The organism is Bacillus multifaciens, from assembly GCF_030756675.1.
Lineage (GTDB): Bacteria > Bacillota > Bacilli > Bacillales > Bacillaceae_G > Bacillus_A > Bacillus_A multifaciens.
Genome location: NZ_JAVBXD010000005.1, coordinates 127,801 through 150,223 on the forward strand (window position 1 = coordinate 127,801; position 22,423 = coordinate 150,223).

Annotated in this window: 14 protein-coding genes and 4 pseudogenes; 10 read left to right on the forward strand and 8 right to left on the reverse strand. The window is 34.8% G+C overall.

The annotated features are described in order from the left end of the window. Window positions 1-121 precede the first annotated feature (121 nt). Window positions 122-1,189 (forward strand): M24 family metallopeptidase, encoded by a 1,068-nt coding sequence (locus tag Q9306_RS05605; protein ID WP_306196149.1) that lies wholly within the window; start codon window positions 122-124, stop codon window positions 1,187-1,189. 162 nt (window positions 1,190-1,351) lie between these two features. Continuing rightward, a pseudogene (locus tag Q9306_RS05610) lies at window positions 1,352-1,717 on the forward strand (family 4 glycosyl hydrolase); the annotation flags it as partial. Window positions 1,718-1,810: 93 nt separating this feature from the next. On the opposite strand, the pseudogene Q9306_RS05615 reads toward Q9306_RS05610, so the two are convergent. Continuing rightward, window positions 1,811-4,765, reverse strand: a pseudogene (locus Q9306_RS05615) (Tn3 family transposase). 103 nt (window positions 4,766-4,868) lie between these two features. Continuing rightward, window positions 4,869-5,213 (reverse strand): annotated as a pseudogene (locus tag Q9306_RS05620) (recombinase family protein); the annotation flags it as partial. A 442-nt stretch (window positions 5,214-5,655) separates the two neighbouring features. On the opposite strand from Q9306_RS05620, the gene Q9306_RS05625 reads away from it, so the two are divergent. Together Q9306_RS05625 and Q9306_RS05630 are read left to right on the forward strand one after the other, a co-directional pair. Then, window positions 5,656-6,714: a sensor histidine kinase gene (locus Q9306_RS05625; protein ID WP_306196152.1), complete on the forward strand. Its 1,059-nt coding sequence runs from the start codon at window positions 5,656-5,658 to the stop codon at window positions 6,712-6,714. A gap of 210 nt (window positions 6,715-6,924) precedes the next feature. Beyond that, the gene (locus Q9306_RS05630) at window positions 6,925-9,144 is read left to right on the forward strand and encodes a cell wall-binding protein (protein WP_306196154.1); all 2,220 of its coding nucleotides are present in this window, start codon (window positions 6,925-6,927) and stop codon (window positions 9,142-9,144) included. A gap of 648 nt (window positions 9,145-9,792) precedes the next feature. Here Q9306_RS05630 and Q9306_RS05635 read toward each other — a convergent pair. Next, the gene (locus Q9306_RS05635) at window positions 9,793-10,335 is read right to left on the reverse strand and encodes a stress protein (RefSeq protein WP_251228901.1); all 543 of its coding nucleotides are present in this window, start codon (window positions 10,333-10,335) and stop codon (window positions 9,793-9,795) included. Between the two features lie 355 nt (window positions 10,336-10,690). On the opposite strand from Q9306_RS05635, the pseudogene Q9306_RS05640 reads away from it, so the two are divergent. The 3 genes and pseudogenes from Q9306_RS05640 to istB all read left to right on the forward strand — a co-directional run. After that, a pseudogene (locus Q9306_RS05640) lies at window positions 10,691-11,644 on the forward strand (IS4 family transposase); the annotation flags it as partial. Window positions 11,645-11,784: 140 nt separating this feature from the next. After that, window positions 11,785-13,281, forward strand: a complete 1,497-nt coding sequence (istA, locus tag Q9306_RS05645; RefSeq protein WP_306196157.1) for an IS21 family transposase — start codon at window positions 11,785-11,787, stop codon at window positions 13,279-13,281. A gap of 2 nt (window positions 13,282-13,283) precedes the next feature. Beyond that, entirely contained in the window at window positions 13,284-14,027 is a 744-nt protein-coding gene (istB, locus tag Q9306_RS05650; RefSeq protein WP_306196159.1) for an IS21-like element helper ATPase IstB, read from the forward strand. Here the strand turns inward: istB and Q9306_RS05655 are convergent. Continuing rightward, window positions 14,010-15,413: an aminotransferase-like domain-containing protein gene (locus Q9306_RS05655; RefSeq protein WP_306196161.1), complete on the reverse strand. Its 1,404-nt coding sequence runs from the start codon at window positions 15,411-15,413 to the stop codon at window positions 14,010-14,012. The genes istB and Q9306_RS05655 overlap by 18 nt on opposite strands. Window positions 15,414-15,538: 125 nt before the next feature. Between Q9306_RS05655 and Q9306_RS05660 the strand changes: the two genes are divergently transcribed. Continuing rightward, window positions 15,539-16,471, forward strand: a complete 933-nt coding sequence (locus Q9306_RS05660; RefSeq protein ID WP_306196163.1) for a DMT family transporter — start codon at window positions 15,539-15,541, stop codon at window positions 16,469-16,471. Between the two features lie 68 nt (window positions 16,472-16,539). Here the strand turns inward: Q9306_RS05660 and Q9306_RS05665 are convergent, their stop codons facing one another. Beyond that, entirely contained in the window at window positions 16,540-16,959 is a 420-nt protein-coding gene (locus Q9306_RS05665; protein WP_306196165.1) for a carboxymuconolactone decarboxylase family protein, read from the reverse strand. A gap of 115 nt (window positions 16,960-17,074) precedes the next feature. Continuing rightward, window positions 17,075-17,362 carry a hypothetical protein gene (locus Q9306_RS05670; protein ID WP_306196167.1) on the reverse strand — a complete coding sequence of 96 codons (288 nt, stop codon included), beginning with the start codon at window positions 17,360-17,362 and terminating at the stop codon, window positions 17,075-17,077. Window positions 17,363-17,779: 417 nt separating this feature from the next. Here Q9306_RS05670 and Q9306_RS05675 point away from each other — a divergent pair, with 417 nt between their 5' ends. Both Q9306_RS05675 and Q9306_RS05680 read left to right on the forward strand, forming a co-directional pair. After that, window positions 17,780-18,856, forward strand: coding sequence for a GerAB/ArcD/ProY family transporter (locus Q9306_RS05675; RefSeq protein WP_306196169.1), 1,077 nt, complete (start codon window positions 17,780-17,782; stop codon window positions 18,854-18,856). 39 nt (window positions 18,857-18,895) lie between these two features. Further along, the gene (locus Q9306_RS05680) at window positions 18,896-19,039 is read left to right on the forward strand and encodes a hypothetical protein (RefSeq protein WP_306196171.1); all 144 of its coding nucleotides are present in this window, start codon (window positions 18,896-18,898) and stop codon (window positions 19,037-19,039) included. 5 nt (window positions 19,040-19,044) lie between these two features. On the opposite strand, the gene Q9306_RS05685 is transcribed toward Q9306_RS05680, so the two are convergent. Next, window positions 19,045-20,232, reverse strand: coding sequence for a Ger(x)C family spore germination protein (locus Q9306_RS05685; RefSeq protein ID WP_306196173.1), 1,188 nt, complete (start codon window positions 20,230-20,232; stop codon window positions 19,045-19,047). Continuing rightward, window positions 20,229-21,842: a spore germination protein gene (locus Q9306_RS05690; protein ID WP_306196175.1), complete on the reverse strand. Its 1,614-nt coding sequence runs from the start codon at window positions 21,840-21,842 to the stop codon at window positions 20,229-20,231. Before Q9306_RS05690 ends, Q9306_RS05685 begins: the two co-directional genes overlap by 4 nt. Between the last annotated feature and the right edge of the window lie 581 nt (window positions 21,843-22,423).

A 22,423-nucleotide genomic window follows, 5' to 3' on the forward strand; every position in this document is an offset into this window, starting at 1 on the left:
ACGAAACCCTTTTCACATCAAAGCTTACTCCCAATTCATGCTGAATAAACAATTATTTCTCTTATATAAAATGTTGGCATTATTCTTGCTTTATATAAGGAGATGAAAGGGAGGAATGAAAATGAATTCAAGAATTAAAAAAATACAAGAACAGTTACATCAATTTGGAATAGACGGATTACTTATTACAAAAAAAGAAAACCGTAGGTACGCAACTGGATTTACAGGTACTGCTGGGGTTGTCTTAATCTCCCCTACAAATGCCGTATTTATTACAGATTTCCGTTACACAGATCAAGCAAAAACACAAGTAAGCGAAGCAGAAATCATTATGCATAATGGGAACATAGAACAAGAAATCGCAGCTCAAGTAGACAGATTACAAATTAAAAAACTCGGTATAGAAGAAAATAATATGACGCTGAAACAATACACAGCGTTAAAAAAATATACAAATATCGAACTTGTTCATGTAAACGAAATAATTGAGACGATTCGTACTGTAAAGGAAGACTTCGAAATCGAAATGATTAAAATTGCAGCTCGCATCGTAGATGATGCTTTTGAACATATTACAGCTTTTCTAAAACCTGGCGTTTCTGAACGTGATGTAAGAGATGAATTAGAATTTTTCATGCGCAAACAAGGAGCTTCCTCATCATCGTTTGACATTATCGTAGCGTCCGGTACTCGCTCTTCTCTCCCACACGGAGTAGCTACAAGTAAAATCATTGAAGACGGGGACATTGTTACATTAGATTTTGGCGCTCTTTATAACGGATATTGCTCTGATTTAACGCGCACTGTTGCAATTGGCAGTTGTTCTGAAGAATTCGTAAAAATATACAACGTTGTACTCGAGGCTTTAAAACGCGGCACTTCAGCAATCCGTCCGGGTGAATCAGCAAAAACAATCGATGACATTACAAGAAGTTACATTACTGAACATGGCTACGGTGAATACTTCGGTCATTCAACAGGTCATGGACTTGGATTGGAAATTCACGAACCTCTTCGATTATCAAAAGACAGTAAAGACACGCTGCAAGAAGGAATGGTTGTAACCGTAGAACCAGGCATTTATATCCCAAACTTTGGCGGTTGCAGAATTGAAGATGATATTGTCGTGACGAAAAATGGGCATGAAGTGATTACACATGCGAATAGAGAACTTATCGTTCTGGGATAAAGTGGAGATTTTAAATTCAACTTCTCTGGTTTACATAGATTTTTCAAACAAAGCCATTTTTGAGAAGGAAAGAAACATATGTCTGTCTTATCTAAGAATGTCTCGCGTTCACTTTTAAACTTTTGAGTTAAATATAAAATTCTCATTCAGGAGGTTTTATAAATGTCAAAAATTACATTTCTAGGTGCTGGAAGTACGATTTTTGCCAAAAATGTACTTGGTGACTGCATGTTAGTGCCTAGTATCCAAGGGTTCGAGTTTGCTCTGTTTGATATTGACCATCAACGCTTAAAGGATTCTGAGAACATACTGCAAAATCTAAAGGAAAGCTCCGGTAGTAACGTGCACATCAAGACTTATACGGACCGGAAAGAGGCGTTAAGAGGAGCAAAATACGTCATTAATGCCATACAGGTCGGCGGCTATGAGCCTTGTACGGTGACCGACTTCGAAATTCCGAAAAAGTACGGGCTTCGCCAGACAATTGGAGATACAATCGGCATTGGCGGCATTTTCCGCGCATTACGGGGTCCCACCAACAAAACGCGAGTTTCGTACGCTAAGCAATTTTCGACAAACAAAAAGCCAATTTCCTGTACGCTTAGGAAATCGGCTTTTTGCCTAATTATTAATTTGTAGCGGACGAAGTGATTTCAATGTTGATATTTCTTTCTTATTAAAACGATATTCTCCCAAGAAATTTATATGTTCCCATCCTAACGGTGAAATATGTTTCAAAAGCACTTCATCAAATTGATCTTTTCTTTTCAAAACCTCAATTGCTTGACTTAAATAAACCGTATTCCATACACTAACTGCATTAATTAATATATTTAAAGCACTACTTCTTTGTAACTGATCTTGTAGAGCTTTTTCCCTCAATTCACCATGTTTACCAAAGAAAATTGCTCGTGCTAATGCATTCATAGCTTCCCCTTTATTTAATCCTCGTTGAATCCGCCGGCGCATAGGTTTATTTGAAAGATAATCTAAGATAAAGATAGTTTTTTCGATTCTTCCTATCTCTCTTAAAGCTTTCGCTACTTTATTTTGACGTGTATAAGAACCTAATTTCCCCATAATTAATGCTCCTGAGACTTTTCCCTCTCGTATTGAATGAGCTAGTCGAAGAACATCATCATAATTTTCTTCAATTAATTTTATATTAATTTTCCCTCGTATCAATGATTCTATATTATGAAAATCTTTAGGTGAATCTATTGTATACAATTTAGAAGCTGTTATATCGCGTAAACGTGGTGCAAAGCGAAATCCTAATAAATGTGCTAAGCCAAATACTTGATCCGTATATCCAGCGGTATCGGTATAATGTTCTTCAATTACTAAATCAGATTCATGATGTAACAGCCCATCAATAACATGGATGGCATCTCGAGTATTAGTATTAATAACTTTTGTGTAAAAGGATGAGAATTGATCACTGACAAATCGATAGATAGTTGCACCTTTTCCATTTCCATAGTGTGGATTAAAGCTAGAACTAAGGGATGATACCCCGATTGGAACTCTCATTCCTTCTGATGATGAAGTACTTCCGTTTCCCCAGTAAGATGATAAAGGTAATTTATGTTGGAAATTTACAAGTACTGATTGAGCACGTTGTAAAGCATCATCATGCATTCTCCATTGGCCAGCATGAGCTAGTTGATGATAAGAAATATCTGGTGTTGCATCTGCCATCTTAGTTAGACCTATATTAGTTCCCATAGCCATTAATGAGGCAAGAGACACAGTTATTTCATCTCCCTTAGGTGGTTTATTTGTAGATGCGTGAATTAGTTGTTGTTCAAATTTAGTCCAGTTAGATACTTCCAATAATAAATCAGTAAGCTTAATTCGGGGTAACATGTTATACAATGTTGAACTCAACTTTTTAGCTTCTTCTGGTACATCTTTTTCTAAGCGATGGACCTGGAAACTTCCTTTGTCTAAATCTACTCCTTCCAATGAATGCGCATTTTCTGAGAAGCTTTGAATACGATTTAAAAGTGCTTCGGTTCGCTCATTCATGTATTCTTGTACCTGAATAGGAACTGTTAATCGGATTCCGTTCTCTTTCTTTTCTTTCCATTCTTGTTCTGAAACTAAGTATTCATCAAATTCTTTATGTTGCCTACTCCCTACAATAGAAATGTCGCCTGATTGTATATAATTTCGCAGTTCAGTAAATGCAGCTATTTCATAGAAATGGCGATTAATAGTTCCATCTTCATTAAATACATGCTTTTTCCAACGCTTAGAAACAAAAGCTAATGGCGCATCTTCTGATATTTTTCTTTTCCCAGATTCATTTAATTGATGAATTGTATCTAAAGCTAAAAGAACAGGTGTTGCATACTTAGTGCCTTTAAATTCTAAAGAACGTAACAACGTTGGAGTGTATTTTCTCAAATAATTATAGCGACTCTCTAATAAATCGAGGTAATCATAGTTCATAGGGCGAGATAATTTTTTAGCTTCTTCAACAGAAGCTAAAAATTTTTCCTAAGGCATAATAGTTTCTAATAGGGAAAAAGGATCTAAGTTTTCTTGTTTGGCTTTAATTAAAGCATCACCTAAATTTACATAGTGATTTATTTTTTCATTAACAGCTTTCCCATTTTGTTTTTGAATCTCTTCTTGTTGTTTTCTTCCTTTTAATTGAAGATTCATTATTTGTTTATCATGAATTTCAAATGCTAAATCAACCAATTCTTGTGTTAGATCCATTAAATAGGCAATTAAGATAGCATAACGTTTATTATTTTGAAACCTTCGGAAAGAAAATGGCTCATATCTGGAACCTATACGTGATAATTGTCGTAATCGATTAGGGTGTATATATTTCATATTTAATTGTAAACCTAAACGTCTTATGTATTCTAACCGTTCTACTACTTTTAAAAAGGCATCTGGCGAAAACTGACCTGGTATTTCTCTTAACCATGCTAGGTATGTTTTCGAAGTATTTGGCATTGGATGTAATAGATGATTTAACTTTTCTAGTTGCGGAGATGTCAATGAAGATGTTAGCGTCTTGAAAATTTTCTCTTCTGAACGCTTGCGTGTTTCCCATACAAGGCGTTCGATTGTTGGAATGGCAGGCAATATAATTTTTTCCTTTCTTAGCTCTTGGAGTACTGTTTGAATTAAGTAAGTGGTATTCCCATTCTCTAATGCATGTGGCTGTAGAAATTTTGAAATTCTACGATAACTGCTTAACGAAAAGTTTTTATATCCATACTCCCTACGAATCTTTTCTAAATGTTCTCTTCGAGTAGGATCACGCCTTGCATAATTGTAATAAGTTGTATGATCTACCCCAATTTGTTGAGCGACAAATTGGAGCATTCTTTCAGGAATTTCAATCATGTTAGTAATACTACACCCAGGATATCTTAATAGGCATAATTGTATGGTAAATCCTAAACGGTTATGTTCTCTACGAAGTTGATTAATAGTTTTTAGATCATCTTCAGAAAGGGTATAATGAATTGCTAATTCATGTTTTGTTTCAAATGGAATTTGTAATAATTCTTTGCGCTGTTCAACTGTCAATAATTCTTTTCCCCTCATACTTATTTCCTCCATATGATAAATTGTGTTTTTATTTACTTATGTGTTGATACAACGTTGTTATAAAAAAATAAATTTTCCTTATCCATGAATTATTGTCCCAATTATCTTTTTGTATTCTTCTATACAGAGTCATAAGAGAAATGCCCGCCTTTTCAACAGCATCCGTCCGGTTCATCCCTTGGCCAATAAGATATAAAGCGTAATTAATCTTTTCCTCATCAGCTTTTGGTTTCCCAGGATATTTTCCACGTTTCCTCGCTGCAAGGATTTCTTCTTTGGTCCGTTCAGATGTTAAATCTCTTTCAAATTGAGCAATCCCTGCAAAAACAGTAAAGAGCATTTTCCCATGTGCTGTAGTCGTATCAAGCCACGCCTCTTTTAGACTTTTCAAGTTTGCCCCTTTATGAGAAATAAGTTCAGTAATCTCAATTAAATCTTTTGTTGAACTTTAATGGTCATCGTATCATGGATGAAACTTTTATATCTATTAGTTCTTCAGATTATAAACTTTTCTCTATTTCATTATATCTACACAATCATTCACCCACCCAGTCTTGTTAAGAAGTGAGTTTCGCAACTTCAATTAAGCCTTTTAATCTTTCATGATATTCCTGAAAGAATTTTGTTATATTTTTGAAAGAAAATTGAAAGGTATTTAAGCTAAGATGTACTTACTGATATTAGTTTTATTTTACAACAAAGGGTACTTAAGGTACTTTGTATTACAAAAAAAATGTAAAATATGTATTTTTACGCTCTTGAATTCTTGAACAAATTTGGGAGCTTGAATACGAGGAGATTAAGACAATAACTGTATTAATGAATCGTCTATATGAAGAATTAAAGAAGCACAGATTATTGGTTTGAGACAACTAGGGGGATACAATATGAAATTACGGAATCAATTGTTATTGATGAATCTATTAAGCACCGGCATTATGCTGATTGCTATCTGGTATAGCGAAATGAAAATGTTACTTAGATCGGAACAAACGCAACTATTCATAGGAATTGTAACCGTAGCAATGGCGTTTTCAACGATAATTTACTGGCTATTAACACGCTCTATTACGGAATCTATTCAAAATTTAATTGCATTAACAAAAGAATTTAGTGATAGACAATTTGGGACGACGTATAGAATTAGACAAGGACCACAAGAATTTAAAGAGTTAGCAACAGCCTTTCAACAAATGGCGAAAAAATTAAAAGAAGGGTTTACGAAGTTAGAAGAAGGAGAAAAAGCACGTACAGAGCTCATTGCGAATATTTCACATGACTTACGAACACCTCTGGCTAGCATACAATTGGTGATTGAAGCGTTACAAGATGATGTAATTGCAAACCCCGAAATGAAAACGCAATATTTAACGACAATTCATAAAGAAATACAAAGGTTGAGTGGATTAATTAATGATTTATTTGATCTTTCTAGGTTAGAACTTGGACAAGAAGATTTTTATCCAAGTTTCACACATATGGACCGTATTCTATTAGAAGTACTCGATTCACATTCTATTTTATTAGAAGAAAAACAGATTCATTTGCAATTACAAGTTTCTGATACGTTGCCTAAGCTCTGGATTATGCCTTGCAAAGTAGCGCGGGTTATCAGTAATTTGTTCCATAATGCAATTCGATATTCCCCAGTAGCTGGAACGATTGAGTTAATTGTAGAGGAAAATAAACAGAAGAATCTTGTTCAATTCATTGTACGTGATGAAGGAGAAGGCATTGCTTATAATGATCAACTGCGCATATTTGAACGCTTTTTTAGAATAGATTCATCAAGAAGCTCACAATCTGGGGGATCTGGACTCGGATTAGCCATTGCACAATCATTAATTGAAATGCACAAAGGCAAAATTGGTGTGCGAGATCGTTCAGACGGTAAACAAGGGAGTGAATTTTGGTTTACTCTTCCCGTTACATCAGAAAGGAAATGATTGCAAGACTTTTGTAACATTTATGAAAGCAAAATTTGTTTACGATATTGAGAAATTCAGCATAATTTGTATTTATTTACAAATTAATGAAAGACTTTTGTAACATATACGAAAGACTTTTGTAAGGTATTTGAACTAAGATGAACTTCCGAACATTAAATTTTTTTAATAAGTAGGGAAAAACATACATACAAAGTGAGGAATGACGTTATGAATGAAAAGTACAAAAAAAGGATACCTAAAGTCCTACCTGTAGGAATTGCGATGGGGATTTTATTCAGTGCTAGCCCATTAGCAAGCCCATTAACGGAAAATAAAGTGAAAGCAGATGTTGATACGGTCGCAACAATCATTACAACATTTGGAAGTATCTATGATACGTTTCTTAAAGAACCGTTTGGGAAATGGTTAGAGGAAATCGATGTAAAAAACTATTATTATGCTGCTCATGAAAACATTGCTTACAAAGCTCCTACATTCCAAAAGGGAGAGTTTGGTATTAGTGTATTTGATTATTATAAAAATAAAGACTTTAGCAAAAAGGTTAAAATCGTTTATTCCAATGGGAAATCTGAATATAAAACAATCAAACATGGAGAACAACTTCGTATCAAAGATGCGGGTACAATGGTAGATTTAACTCCTGATGAAGCTGATCCATCTAACCATCATATTTTGTATATTACACAAAAACAATTAGATGAAGGAAATACGGGTATTTCACTTACGACTTTCAAAATATATTATCTACAAAGTGATAATAGCGGTCGTAAAAATAATTTAGCAGATAAATTTTTACGAAAAGAATTCCCAAATGCTTATCTGAAGAGCGGTCTGCTTGATATTCGTGTTAATGAGGATGAACTTTTTAAGAAACTACCAAAAGAAAAACAAATACTAGCAACAATTACTTCAAAGCCGGTAGGTGGAGAAGTTCTTCCTAATACTTATTTTTTTAATGACCCGGAAGCCGTTGCAGATTTTAATAATCGCTTAGTAAATGTAGTTGCAGATACGAAACTGACTCTAGAAATGGGTATTGCAGTAGGAACTCATGAATTAAACGATAAACCTTTTCAAATTATCCCGATTAAAAAAGGAAGCAATAAAGTAATTGTAAAACAAGGTCGAGATCATGTTTCAGGGAAAGAAGGACCTGGGCTTCACTGGACAGATGGACTTAATCCTGAGGAAATATTAGAACTTGTACCAATCGAAAATTCTGGTAACAATGAACTTCAATTTAATTTGATAAACAAGAATGGAGCACGTTTGATAATTACTGAAGACCGTGCTGAATTCACTACTGATAAGGGACTGCCATCTAACCTTCGTTTCACTGGAAAAACCAACAATGAACTTCATAATTGGCTAAGAGAGTGGTATCCGGGTAAAGAAAATGAGGAAAAGAAGTATGGTGAAATTCAGATAGTCATTGATGAAAAGGATTCTAGGATATGGACTGCAAAAGATTCTGATGGGAACGTGATAAAAAACAGTTGGATAAGATATGGTGGTGAGAAGCAATATGTAGGTCCTGATGGAATTGTCGTGAGGGATCGCTGGTATAATGTTGAAGGGAAGACGTATTATTTTGGTTCAAGTGGCCCATTCCGAGGGTCTTATGAGAATCCAGATATTGATGGTAAGCAATACCACTTTGATAATGAAGGTGTTTTGCAAAAATCAGTATGGAAAAACAAAAAATATTCTGATCATACTGGAGCATTTGTTAAAGAAGGCCTACGAGAAATAGATGGTAAAATTTATTATTTTAAAGATTTCAAAGCTACTACAAATGAACTACGTCTAGAAGATCAAAATATCATCCTTCACTTCTCTGATAAAGGCGCACTTGAGAAGGCTACTAGGCTGAATGGAGAATCGCTAAATAGCATAACTTATGTTACTTTTGATGAGAAAACGTTAACGTTTGAAAAAGATGGTTCTATTAGAAAATTTGGAGTTTCTAAAGTCTTTGATGACAAGGGAGACCCTTCAATTGTATATTACAGCTTAGAAGAAGGGCCATTCTATACTGGTTGGAAGGAAATTGATGAAAAAAAATACTATTTCGAAAGTGGAGAAATCTTTAAATTCGATTACTATGAAAACATTGATGGGATAAGATATTACATTAATCACGAGGGACAAGCTCGACTGAGAGGCTTTTATGATATTAATGGTGGCACAATCTATATAAACGATAAAGGTGAAAAGGTATCTGGTTTTCAAAACATTAATGGGAAATTATATTACTTCGGTAGAGACAGAATGTATAAAGATGAATTGTTCTCTTTGGATGTCGGTGTTTATGCTGCTGGTCCTGATGGTGTGATTTACCAAAACTTCAAGGGCTATATGAATAATAATATTTTTGGCCAGACATACATTGAAACTAACAACGAGGGACTTGTTACTAATAGATAGGAAAAGTATATAATAAAATTTGAATAGAGTAATAGATTTTTAGTAACCTTACTTCTTATAAAGAGTGAAGTATGATGTGTGAAAGTGGGTCATATTATGGAGAATTATGCCTATTATATGACCCATTTTCGTTTTATTCATTTCTCTGAGGTGTAACAAAATGCAACAAATAGGGGTCACCATACATGCTCATCAACTTAAGAATTTTATAACACCCCAAAACAAAAAAAATGTACAATTTCACATGAAGATGTACATTTTTCTCGTTTTGGAGGTATTTGTATTTCTTAGCTTGATAGCGATGTATGGTGACCCTTATTAGGAGTCTTTTTCTATGTAGAAATTGCTTAGCATTTAAAAATCAAGGTTTTCGCTTCTAAAAAATGTCTTAACGTGGGTTTTATGTCATTTGGTTGGCGTGACCCCAGGTTGGAAAACTGCCCACGAAGCATTTCAGGAGGAACTGTCGCACTTAGATTGACAAACCGTCAATCCAAAAAAGAAAAACACTCCTCGGAGTGCTTTTCTTTTTAATAAATATCATCTATACTGTTTTTACTAGGAGTTGAGTTTAGAGTATACTCTCCTAAGTTTAATAATACTTTTTATTTAATAAACCGCAAAATTGGCTGATTTTGTGGTTTATTTTTATGGACGATGAAATTTAACATGGTTACCATTACGATCGAACCAACCTCTAAATGCCCAGTTAATCCATCCACCATCACCTTGATTTGTAAATTCCCCATCTTCAAATACCCAAATTCCAAAAGTGATTCCATCATATACTGTTGTTCCGAAGAATTTAACACCGTTAAAACGATCATCATAATTTTGGTTTAAATTAAAAACCATAACATTATAGCGTTGACCTGCAGAATAAAATGTTGATTCCATTACGCCTTTTACAAATCCTGAACGGTTAGTTTGAGTATTGATGGAATTCCTAATCATGTTAGCGATACCTAATACATCTATACTTACATCTAAATTTGCACTAGCTTTCGCTGCTTTTGGTAACTTAGACTCTACAAAATTAATAGGTAATTCAGTAGATAGGTTAGTAGGAACATTTGTTGTAGAAGGAGAAATCTCAGCCGCACTTGCATCTGTTGGTGCAAACACTCCTAATCCTCCTAAACCGATAGCTCCAGCTAAAGCAATGTTCGTCAACTTTTTCATTTTTTTCATAAAAAACCCTCCTTTATATTTTTATAAGGTATTACCCCCTACACTTTAAAGTATATATTTCTTATACAGCAGAGGTAAACAATTTAATTGAAAAGGCATTAAATTGTTAATAGCTAAAAAAAGAATAAATATACAAAAACAATAAAATTTATGTATATTTGAAACTAAATTTAAGGTAAATATACATTTATAGGAATAAAAAAATATTAACTGAATTTTTTGTCAATAAATGAAAAAACTTTTTTTATTTTAGGGGGCACCATACATCACTATCAAGTTAAGATAAATTTGTACCCATATAGCGAAAAAATCGCTATTCTTTTTGTAGAAATATGCAGAAGGGATGGCATTTTTTATGAATCTTTCGATTCAAGATGAACTCCAATTATTTGCTAAGGAATTATATCAATATTTTACTCCTTCATTTTTAGAAGAGCTTGCTAGAGAGTTAGATTTTGTTCAACGAAAGCGCAAATTTTCAGGGCATGACTTAGCCACTATCTGTGTTTGGATGAGTCAAAGGATAGCGAGTGATTCTTTAGTTAGACTGTGTAGTCAATTACATGCAGCTACAGGAACTCTTATTAGTCCAGAAGGACTAAATAAACGGTTCAATAAAAAAGCTGTTTGTTTTTTAAAACATGTTTTCTCTGCATTATTAAAAAATAAAGTTTATGAAACTTCAGTGATTCCAAGTTCTTCACTAACCTATTTTCAACGAATTCGCATTTTAGATGCAACGATTTTTCAAGTACCAAAACACTTAGCTAGTGTGTATCCCGGTTCGGGTGGTTGTGCACAAACAGCAGGTATAAAGATTCAATTGGAATATGATTTACATAGTGGGCAGTTTTTAAATTTTCAAGTTGAACCAGGGAAGAATAATGATAAAAACTTTGGAACAGAATGTTTAGCGACATTACGGCCTGGCGACCTTTGTATTCGAGATTTGGGTTATTATTCACAGGACGATTTAGATCAAATGGACCAACGTGGGGTATATTATATATCGCGGCTGAAATTAAATAATATGGTGTATATCAAAAATGAGTTTCCTGAATACTTTCGAAATGGGACAGTAAAAAAACAGTCTCAGTACATCAAAGTTGATTTAGAACACATTATGAATACCTTAAAACCAGGGCAGGTCTATGAAATAACAGATGCTTATATTGGAAAGGATAAAAAACTATTTACACGCGTTATTATATATCGATTAACTGAAAAACAACTTCGAGAACGTAAGAAAAAACAAGTGTATACCGAAAGTAAAAAGGGTATTACGTACTCAGAGAAAAGCAAACGATTGTTTAATGCAAAATAAAAGTACAGAGTATTGCGAAGAATTCGCACATAGCATGAGTGCATAAAAAAAAGGCTTGCAAGCTCTTCCATTACCCTCTACTGTGTTAGGTGTCGAAGCCAAATACAGATGGAGGTTATGAAAGGATGCTAGCAATGCCTGAAATACATTATATCAAACATTTACGAGAGAACGAAGACTTAAATATATCAGAAATTGCAAGAAAGACAGGGAACAACTGGAGAACTGTTAAGAAGTATGCGGATGGTAGCATCCGCTCTAAAGAAATAGAACAAAAGAAACGTGGCATGATGTATGAAGAAGGCTATGGAGAAATTGTAGATGACTGGCTGGAGGAGGATTTTAAGCTCAAAAGGAAGGAACGAAGAACGAGTAAAAGGATTTTCCAACAATTAAAGAATGAACATAGATTCCAAGGGTCTTATCGTACTGTATGTGAGTATGTCCAACATAGAAGGCCTCAAATTAGGGAAGAAAAACAAGAACGGCATGAGAGACTTGAACACCCTCCGGGTGAGGCACAAGTGGACTTTGGGAATATGACAGCTGTGCAAGATGGAGCATATAAAGATATTAAAGCACTTATTCTGAGCTTTCCTCACAGTAATGCAGCATTTGTGTATCCACTTCCAGCAGAAAATGGGGAATGTTTTTTAGAAGGTTTAAAGCAATTATTTCAGCAAGCCGGAGGCGTTCCTACACATGTAAGAATGGATAACTTATCAGCAGCTATCGTAAGCATTGGAAAGGGAGACCAGCGTACGTATACAGATGCCTTCCTTCGTTTCCAAATGCATTACAATTTCGAAACCCAACCTTGTAATCCTGCAAGCGGACATGAAAAAGGAAATGTGGAACGTAAGGTAAGTTATACTCGAAATAACTGGTTCGTTACAGCCCCAATTATGAAAGATTTTGCGGGACTAACAGAATGGCTGCAAGAACAAATGATAGAAGATCGAAAGCGCCCTCATTATGATAAAGGGACCTTGATAGAGGAACTTTGGCAAGAAGATAAACTGCCACTTAAACCGTTACCATTGGAAGACCTAGAGGTCTTCTCCTTAGATACGGCTACGGTGAACAAGTACGGAGAAATTACAGTGGATCAAGAACGTTTTGTAATCCGAAAGGCGCGTATGAAGCAAGTTATTGTCGTGAAAAAGAGATGGGATCAGTTTACCTGTTTTACAAATGATGGAGAGATTATTTATGAGGATTATAGACCATATATGAATGTGAATAGAGAAATTCCTTGGGATGAGATTTTAAGTGATTGGGAGAAAAAGCCACGTGCTATGCGTTATTCACGGTTTTTTCCTTATTTGCCCGACAGGGTACAAGCTTATCTTCTTTTCAAGAAAGAAGACAGCAAAAAGCGGATCAGTGGGTTACGCAAACTTTTAATAGACTACTCTTTACAGCAACTCCATGAACTTCTTCAACAAGAAGAGCGATTAGAGAGAGACCCTCACGAACTCGGATTTCTTATAGAGGCTAAAAACATTTCTTACCCAGAGAAATGGGACGAAACGCACACTCCAACAGTCCTAGTGGACTATGAAACAGATTTAGGTCAATATGATCGGAAACTCTGTCCATCACTAGAAGGAGGGCTATAGTTATGACTCTACAGACATTACAAACAGTTTGTAAATCTCTTCATCTAGCGCATGTGGTTGACAATTATAGTAGCATCCCTTTTGAAAATAAAGAGCAATTTCTTTGCGATGTATTAAGTCTAGAGATAGAATCTCGTCAGACAAAGAAAATTGCACGTCTCATGAAGAAAGCTAAATTTCGAGAAGTAAAATGGTTGCAGAAATATGAATGGGGAGATCAAATCCATTTGCCAGCTACAGTGAATCAAGAGCAAATCTGCGACCTTCAGTTTCTTCAAGGTAAGCAAAATCTCCTTTTACTCGGTTCCCCAGGAACCGGGAAAACACATTTAGCTACCGCTTTGGGATTAAAAGCTTGTGAGGCGGGACATGAAGTGCGTTTCTTCCGAGTAGCAGACTTAGTAGCTCAGTTGGAGGAAGCGTTGAAACAAGGGAGTTTATCTCGACTAAAGAAACAGATCGAAGCTTGCGAGCTACTTATTCTAGATGAACTTGGGTATGTTCCCTTTCAAAAACAAGGAGCGGAACTTCTGTTTCATATCATCGCTGACTGTTATGAGCAAAAGAGTGTAATTGTCACATCTAATTTGGAGTTTGGACAGTGGAATCGTATATTCGGGGATAACCGCTTAACTTCTGCATTGGTGGACCGGTTGGTCCATCATGCCCACATTATTGCATTTACAGGAGAAAGTTATCGTTTGAGACACGCCCTTTCTTCTGCAAATTTAGACATGAATCTTTAAGAAAAAAGAGAACTGCAAGCCTCTGCACTTTTCGCTGCAATTCTCTGCACTTTCTGCTTGCAAAAAACACTTACATATCCCCTCTTCAATACTTTCCGCTTTTACATTCGACACATTCAACTTCAATAATTTTTCTTTTGGAAATGAAGATAAATAATTTTTCCCAATCAGATTTATTAATACTTTATTTTGTAGTAACTTTCGAATAAGTGGTTGCACAATAATCTTCTTATTTAGAATGATGTGAGTATGCACACACGACAAATTCACATCGTGATATTGAAATAATTGTTTATTAATACTACTCCCTTCTTTCAATGAAGCAGCTAATCTATTAGATCTTTCATAATAGGAAGCACGAATTTTTTGTTTATGCCGTTCAAACATCCCACTCTTTATGTAAACTTCTAGAGCTGCTTGTGAAATCATTGAACTATCAATATCTTGTAATTTTTTATATGTTAAGAAACTTTCAGTTAAACAATCCGGTATAACGGCAACACCAACTCGGAGTCCTGGAAAAATAATTTTAGAGAAACTTTTCAAATAAATAACATGAGAGGAATCATCATAACTATACATCGGATCTGCTTTAGCATCTCTTTCTAAATCCGCTAAATAATCATCCTCCACAATAAACACATCATACTTTTTTGCTAAACGCACAATAGCTTTCTTTTCTTTTTTAGAATACGATGTGCCTAACGGATTATGAAATCTTGGCATTGTATAAAAGAATTTAATACCTTCTGTTTGAAAAATACGTTCTAATTCATTCAAGTCGATCCCTTCGGCCGTCCGTTTTATACCGATCACAGGGATGCCGTGCGTTTCTAAATATTCGATAAACAAATGATAACTTGGCTGTTCAATTAAAATTGTATTCTTCTTATTTGGAAATGGAATCGAAGTTAACAAAGATAATGCTTGCTGAACACCTGATGTAATAAAAAGATTTTCTTCATTCGTAAATACTTGACAGTTCATTAACTGCCTTTGAACAACTCGAATTAACGAAGGTAGTCCTTTCGGAGTCCCATATATAAATAAGTCATTTTTGTATGTATCAATTGCTTTATTTATACAATGCTGAAAATCCAAATATGGAAAAACATCTGGATCAGGTGCAGATGTTGCAAAATCTATGACACTACTATGTCTAACATGATTTTCGTTTGTTTTTTTCACAACATAATATCCGCTTTTCAAAACGGAGTATATCATATGTCTTTTTTCTAACTCTTGAAGCGCGCGAATAATGGTACTTTTCGTACATTGATAACGTGTACTTAAAGATCGAATAGAAGGTAATTTATCTCCTTCTTTTAATTCACCAGTTTGAATTAACCTTTCTAAATCATTAAAAACATTTAAATATTTAAACACGCTTACACCTCTATCTATTTTTGTACCGGTACAGATCATATTTATTTGTATTGTAGCACCCACAAGAAAACATTACCATTTACATATACTGGCCAGTAAGAAAAATGAAGATACGAGGTGTGATTATGACACAAACAAAAAAAGCTTACGCCGCAGCAATTCTTTATACATGCATTATTGGGTTTTCATTTATGTTTGTAAAACTAACCTTTACTATCACAGGACCATTGGATACATTAGCTCATAGATTTACGGTTTCTTTTCTAACCGCATCTATTCCAGTCATATTCGGTTTAATTAAATTAAATATTACATTTAAAAATATGCTTACTATTTTACCTGTAGCCATTTTATATCCAGCTTTATTCTTTACGTTTCAAGCATTTGGATTAGTGTATACATCCTCTTCTGAAGCAGGAATTATTCAAGCTACCATCCCTATCTTTACAATGGTATGCGCGTCTTACTTTTTAAAAGAACGAACAACAATTTGGCAAAAATTTTCGCTTCTGTTATCAGTATCTGGCGTCATTTACATTTTTACGATGAAAGGATTTGGCTCTCATACTCCTAGTTTCACTGGTGTTATACTTATTCTCTTATCAGCATTATCATCAGCTGGTTATAACGTTCTAGCACGAAAGATGACAAAACAATTTCGCTTAATCGATGTAACATATATGATGACTATAATTGGTTTTATTTGCTTTAATACATTATCCATTGGAAACCACATTGCAGCTGGTACTATACATTTATATTTTCAACCCTTTACAAGCTCGTTATTTCTCGTTTCCATCTTATATTTAGGAATTCTTTCATCACTGTTAACAGCATTCCTATCAAATTATGCTTTATCTATTGTAGAAGCATCGAAAATGAGTGTATTTAGCAATGTGTCTACTTTAATTACAATGTTCGCTGGTGTCATCTTCTTACAAGAAGAGCTAGCCTATTACCATATCATTGGAGCAATCATGATTATTCTCGGAGTATTAGGTACAAACTTCTTAGATGCAAAATTTGTGTCTGCGAAGAAGAAAAATATTAGCGTATAAAAGAAAAGGCCTGTTTTGAATCTAATCAAAACAGGCCTTCAACAATGTTAAATGCTCCATTCATTATTTTACAACTGCTCTTGTGCCTCTAATCTAAGCATCCCTCCAAAATATTGCGAAGCAGTAGTAAAAGCAATAAATGCACACAGCTCACTTATTTCTTCTGCATTAAAACATTCCTTCAAAATATCAAAAGTTGAATTTGATATATCTCCTTTTTGCTTTAAAAACACCTCTGCAAATCCTACTGCAATTGATATCTTTTCATTAAACTTATCAAACTCAGGCTTTCCTTTCGCTTTACAATACTCACAGCCATTACTTTGCGCTAACGTTCTCCTTACTTGTTCCTTTAACTCTGCAGAAAGCAATCCATCTTTTTCTAATACATCTCCTAAGTGAGACCACCCTTTCATCACTTCTCTGTTATGCCCTAACAGTCTTTGAAATGGTGATTCTCCGAAATTTGATTCAATAATTCTTGCCATTTAAAATCCCCCCTTGTTATATTAATAATAGAAAATAAAACCATTAAATTACATTAAATCAATAAAGAATTAACTAAAAATATTTTAAATAATTAACGAAAAAAGAAGATTTATTTTAAAAATGAAAATAGATAATATTGATAAAAAAATAATAGATGAATTTATCATAACTAAAATGACATATCACTTCTTCAGTATACATATTCCACTTATATGTAGGATGCAAATCATTATAATCTCTTTCACCTTGAGAAGTTGCGCCAGGAAGGTGCTTTTTCCCCGTTTCACCATCAAATGCTACTACCACTTCTTCATATGTCATACCCTTATGCAAGAAATCATAAGTTCTAAGTTTATCGTAATAATTTTTATTAGATGTCGTTTCTTGTTTTATGCTCTCCACGCACTTTGATGTAACTTCTACATTATCGTTTTCTACGTCTTCGTGATTCTTCACATAGGAGAGGTTTAAAAAAGATTGGGAAGATATAGCTTTAGTTTTGGGTATTATTTTTTGTCTTGCTGGTTACCTTGTTAATAGATTTTAGTATTTACCTTTCAGCTGACTCCTTCTCCGATTAGTCCGTAGTACAGTCACCCCCATTAAGTTCCTAAATCATTAAATATTTGGGGTCCTACCACATCGCCACCAAGCAAAAATTTTGCAGCACCCCAAAAAATTTCCGCACCCGAATTAGCTCATTTTTATATAAAACCTTTTTCTAAACAAGTTATAGTAATCCGAAAACATGGGAAAAATAAGCAGAAAAATAATAATTATTTTTAAGTGGTCGATAGTCGATAAAGGGTGAGTATAGATATGTTACGGATAAGCAAAACTCAGCTTTTCGCGTTAATCGTGTTATTTGAAATTGGAAGTACACCTCTGTTTGCATTGGGCATTGAGGCCAAGCAGGATGCCTGGCTGGCCATACTAATTGCTATGATTTCCGGTTTTTTCTTGTTATGGATTTATACAGAAATACAAAGGCATTTTCCGGATAAAAATCTGGCTGAAATTCTTACTATTATTTTGGGGAAATGGCTGGCAGGACCTTTAATTTTGCTTTATGCTTTATATTTCCTGTTTATCGCTTCTTTTAACTTACGTGAATTCGGTGAATTGATTATCATGACCTTACTCCCTTCTACACCGATAATGGTTATTTTAGTGGTTTTTATGCTTACCATATTTTATTTTCTGTTCCTAGGTCAAGAAGCTCTTCCTCGCACGAGTGAAGTGATGTTGCCTGTCGTTTTATTTTTTATTGTCCTCACATATGTTCTCCTTATAATGACAGGAGAAATGGATTTTACAGAATTAGAGCCGATCTTAGGAGATGGGTGGACGCCAGTTTTAAGTGCAGCTTTTCCTACAATTGTCAATTTCCCTTTTGGAGAGATGGTTTTGTTCCTTATGTATTGGAAATTTGTGAACTATATAGAGAAAATCCGAAAGATTTCCTTTTTGGCTCTTGGTTTGTCCGGTCTATTGTTAATGACTTCATTAGTCATGATTGTTTCTAGATTAGGAGTTGAATATGCTTCTAATCAAACTCTTCCCTTATTCGAAATGATTAAGTTGATTAATATTGCAGATTTCATAACAAACATGGATATTATTGCATCCATTATTATTTTTATCGGCGGATTTTATAAGATGACTCTTTTTTTTTATGGCGGAGTTTTATCAATTAAACATCTATTTAAAAGGAAACATGAAAAATGGTTAATTGTTCTAACCGGTATTCTTTTGCTTTGGTTTACCTTAGTTTATTTTCCTAATCTACCTTTTCATCGTTGGATAGGGCTGAAGGTTGTAATTCCCTATGTTCATGTTCCTTTTCAGATTATTTGTCCAAGCTTATTGTTAATCATTATAAAGTTAAAAAAGTAAGTGCAAAACATGTAAACGGATAAAGAGGGTGGCAAACATATGTTAGATGTGCAAACATTACAGAAAGCCGGGACGGTTCCCGGCATTCTGATCTTTGGGGGTTGGATTTATGCAGGTATTTTATCTTTGGTTGTCTTATATCACTTGTTCATGTTTTGTTTAAAGTTATGGCGCTCTTTATGATGACACTAAAACTTAGAGTGGTAGGGGCCTTGTGAAAAACCAACTCTTTTAATGATGACATCCGCTTTCACCGAATATTCGACTTCGGGGAAGCGATTATCCCAATCCTTCTCTACTTTTTTCCAGTAATTTGGGTATTCTTTGCTAAGGATCCTTCCAAAACCGAAAATATCACTTTTAAGGGCTTGGGCCTTTCTTATGGTTCTCTCGATATCTTTTTCAATGAGTTGTTTATTTTTTTCTTCTATTCGATTGGTGTAATCAAGGATTTCTTTTGGACTATCCAGCTTTTTGGTGCTTTGCTGTTCAACGAGTACTCCCGTTTGCTTCACTTTAATAGTAAAGGATATCTTCCCATCTTTTAGTACCGGTTTGATATGGGGATTAGTATCAAGGACATTAATGGATATTAATTTTCCTTTCTCAAGCAAAGAGGGGAGGGTAATCCTGATATCCTCCTTTTCTTTTGAGAGCCAATTGTATCCTCTTGTTTCTTTTTCATTCAAGTATCCCACTAGTTTATCTTTTCGAAATACCGCAGCTCCCGACATTTTAATTCGCTCTGAGGCCTTTCCCTTCTCCTCTACAGGAAGGTTCATTTTTTCTTGAACGGTTAAGACTCCCGTCACAGGGGCTATCCCGCTTTCTAATATTTTTTTATAGAAGTTGACTAATTGGATAACGCTTGTATTCGGGTTATACTTTGCATCTTTAATAAGCTCGTTTAAATAATTTCCTTGGATATTTCCAATTCCATCTTTGACTCCAATCGTTTTTCGGGCACTTGTATTTCTTGCAATGCAAAGCCATACAGATCCCCGGCCTCCTTTTCCTCTGGAAGAAGCATCAAGAATAGGAATCATTCCTTTTTTGGCAAGCTGCTCATCAATTACAATCACTTTATTATGAGGGTAAAACTCTTTCCGATCCAATTCTTGTGTTACGTTTCCGATTGCTTCAAATATCGTATCTCCTTTCGTTGTGATGATATTGACGGGAGAGTATTTGCTTGAGCCATCTTTGGCTAATGCACCCGGTCTTAGGACTTGAGATGTGAAAATATATTGATTGTTCTCAGGATTCTTATCTATCCCCACTGCAACGACAATACCCATTTCGTTTAATTCTAATCGATCCCAACAACCGGTTAACATAAATGTACACAACAAAGCAACTACAAGTTTGCGTTTCAATTCTCTTCACCACTCTGAGTAGAATTTTCTGGGCCAGGCTTTACAAACAGACCTTGTCGTTTTGAATCTCGCCATGTAATGGAACGTGGCCGAAACTTTAGCATCCATAACGGAGCCCTAATAAAGGAGTCTTTCAACCCATTCCACATGACGGGCGCAATGGGGTCTAAATAAGGAGAACCGAAAGAGCGCAATGAACATAAATGACCCAGTAAGAAAAAGAGGCCGATTAGTATTCCAAATACCCCAAACATTGCGGCCAATGCAATGAGAATGAAGCGGAATATAACGGTGAACTCTCGTAATGAGGGAATAACAAAACCTGTGATACCGGTAACGGCCATCACAATCACCATTGGACTGCTAACGATTCCTGCCTGAACTGCAGCTTCACCAACCACTAGTGCCCCAACAATAGTAACTGCTTGTCCAATGGCTCGAGGCATTCTTACTCCTGCTTCTGTAAGGATTTCAAAGGTTACCCCCATCAGAACGGCTTCCACGAAGGCTGGAAAAGGGATACCTTCTCGAGATGCAGCCATTGTTGTCAGAAGAACGGTCGGTATCATTTCTTGATGAAAAGTAGTAAGAGCTACATATAGTGCCGGAGTTAGGATAGCTATAAAAAAAGCAACAGTCCTTAATAATCTTGAAAACGATTGGAAAAGAGGACGTGAATAATAATCTTCACTTACCTGCATGTTTTCAATAAATAAGTAAGGAACGGTCAAAACGAAAGGTGTACCATCGCAGAGAATGGCTACTCTTCCCTCTAATAGTTTGGCAGCCACCTTATCTGGCTTTTCACTATTTCCAATAGTATTGAATAAAGAAAAAGGATGATCTTCTATAAATTGTTCAATATATCCCGACTCAAGGATGGAATCGGTGTCAATCCTATTTAATCTACTTTTTACTTCTTGAATAATTTTTTGATTTGCTATTCCTTCAATATAGCCTATACAAATAGTAGTTCTAGTCTGTCTTCCTAGTATAAGTTTTTCAAAAATCAAATTTGGATTTTTTATTTTTCTTCGGATTAAAGCTGTATTAACCTGAAGGGTTTCAACAAAACCCTCACGTGGTCCCCGAATTACGGTTTCGGTCTCTGGTTCTTCAACATTTCTTGATTCAAAACTTTGTGTGCTGATAAGAATAGCCGAATGGTTTCCATCTATAAATAAGGCTGTCTCACCAGATAAAACAGCGTCTATGACTTGGTCCATCGATTGTGCTTCTTTTAAATCTGCAACGCTTAATGTACGATCCTTTATGGTCTTAATTAAGTCGTGATGAGCTCCATTGTTATCATATTTATCATTGGGGAGATCATCTATTAAAGGCTTTACGATACACTCATTGATCACTTGCGTGTTAACGAGGCCATTTATAAAACAAATAAATACTTTTGTTTGTTTTATGGTTAAGATTTCAAACTCTCTAAAAACAATATCCTCACTTTTTCCTAGAAATTTTTTTAAATTCATTTCATTTATTTCGATATTTTTCTGAATAGTGTATGTATCACCTAAGTGCTTCGAGATTTCGGGTACAGTTAATTGTTTTTGTTTAGCTTTAAATGAAAGGTATTTCCTCAACTTGATAAACATCTATGTCTCACCTCGCTATCTTGTAAAAGTAGTATTTGCAGGATTTCGGCTAAAAAATCTAGATTTTTAACAAAAACTAACAAAAAGAAGGGATTCATCTGTTAGTGAATCTGCTGTTGATTTAGAACAATGTTTGATTGCTTGTAAATCGCTACGTAAATGACGGGCATACTGATAAAAAGGTTGCTCCTTATGTGAAAGTTGTTTTCTTAACCACTGTAAAAACCCTTCATAATCAGATTATTTTATAATTTCACAATATTATTACATGAGGCCATAAACCGTTCGAATATCTAAATATTTCTTGAAGCAGCGTTCTAAGTCAGCTGTTTCTGAAACATTAAGTTGATTAAGATGAATCCCACACCATCGGGAAAATTGTTTTCTAGATATTTGATAGATAGGATTTGCGGAAGTATGATTACTTTTTACAGTTAAACGAAGGTGATGGTTCATTTGATATACATCCATAAGCTCGAGAAAAGGATCGGGAGATGACCAAGAGATGGTGCACATTATAATTCACTCCTTTTCTTTTATTATATAAATGTAGTCCATAAAAGAACAAATCCCCAAAAGTT

What these genes read in the sequence shown, in the direction of transcription:
- Q9306_RS05675 (WP_306196169.1), top strand. Translation starts at nt 17,780, where the DNA reads ATGTTACGGATAAGCAAAACTCAGCTTTTCGCGTTAATCGTGTTATTT.
- Q9306_RS05605 (WP_306196149.1), top strand. Translation starts at nt 122, where the DNA reads ATGAATTCAAGAATTAAAAAAATACAAGAACAGTTACATCAATTTGGA.
- Q9306_RS05630 (WP_306196154.1), top strand. Translation starts at nt 6,925, where the DNA reads ATGAATGAAAAGTACAAAAAAAGGATACCTAAAGTCCTACCTGTAGGA.
- Q9306_RS05660 (WP_306196163.1), top strand. Translation starts at nt 15,539, where the DNA reads ATGACACAAACAAAAAAAGCTTACGCCGCAGCAATTCTTTATACATGC.
- Q9306_RS05635 (WP_251228901.1), bottom strand. Translation starts at nt 10,335, where the DNA reads ATGAAAAAAATGAAAAAGTTGACGAACATTGCTTTAGCTGGAGCTATC.
- Q9306_RS05680 (WP_306196171.1), top strand. Translation starts at nt 18,896, where the DNA reads ATGTTAGATGTGCAAACATTACAGAAAGCCGGGACGGTTCCCGGCATT.
- Q9306_RS05625 (WP_306196152.1), top strand. Translation starts at nt 5,656, where the DNA reads ATGAAATTACGGAATCAATTGTTATTGATGAATCTATTAAGCACCGGC.
- istA (WP_306196157.1), top strand. Translation starts at nt 11,785, where the DNA reads ATGCTAGCAATGCCTGAAATACATTATATCAAACATTTACGAGAGAAC.
- Q9306_RS05690 (WP_306196175.1), bottom strand. Translation starts at nt 21,842, where the DNA reads ATGTTTATCAAGTTGAGGAAATACCTTTCATTTAAAGCTAAACAAAAA.
- Q9306_RS05665 (WP_306196165.1), bottom strand. Translation starts at nt 16,959, where the DNA reads ATGGCAAGAATTATTGAATCAAATTTCGGAGAATCACCATTTCAAAGA.
- istB (WP_306196159.1), top strand. Translation starts at nt 13,284, where the DNA reads ATGACTCTACAGACATTACAAACAGTTTGTAAATCTCTTCATCTAGCG.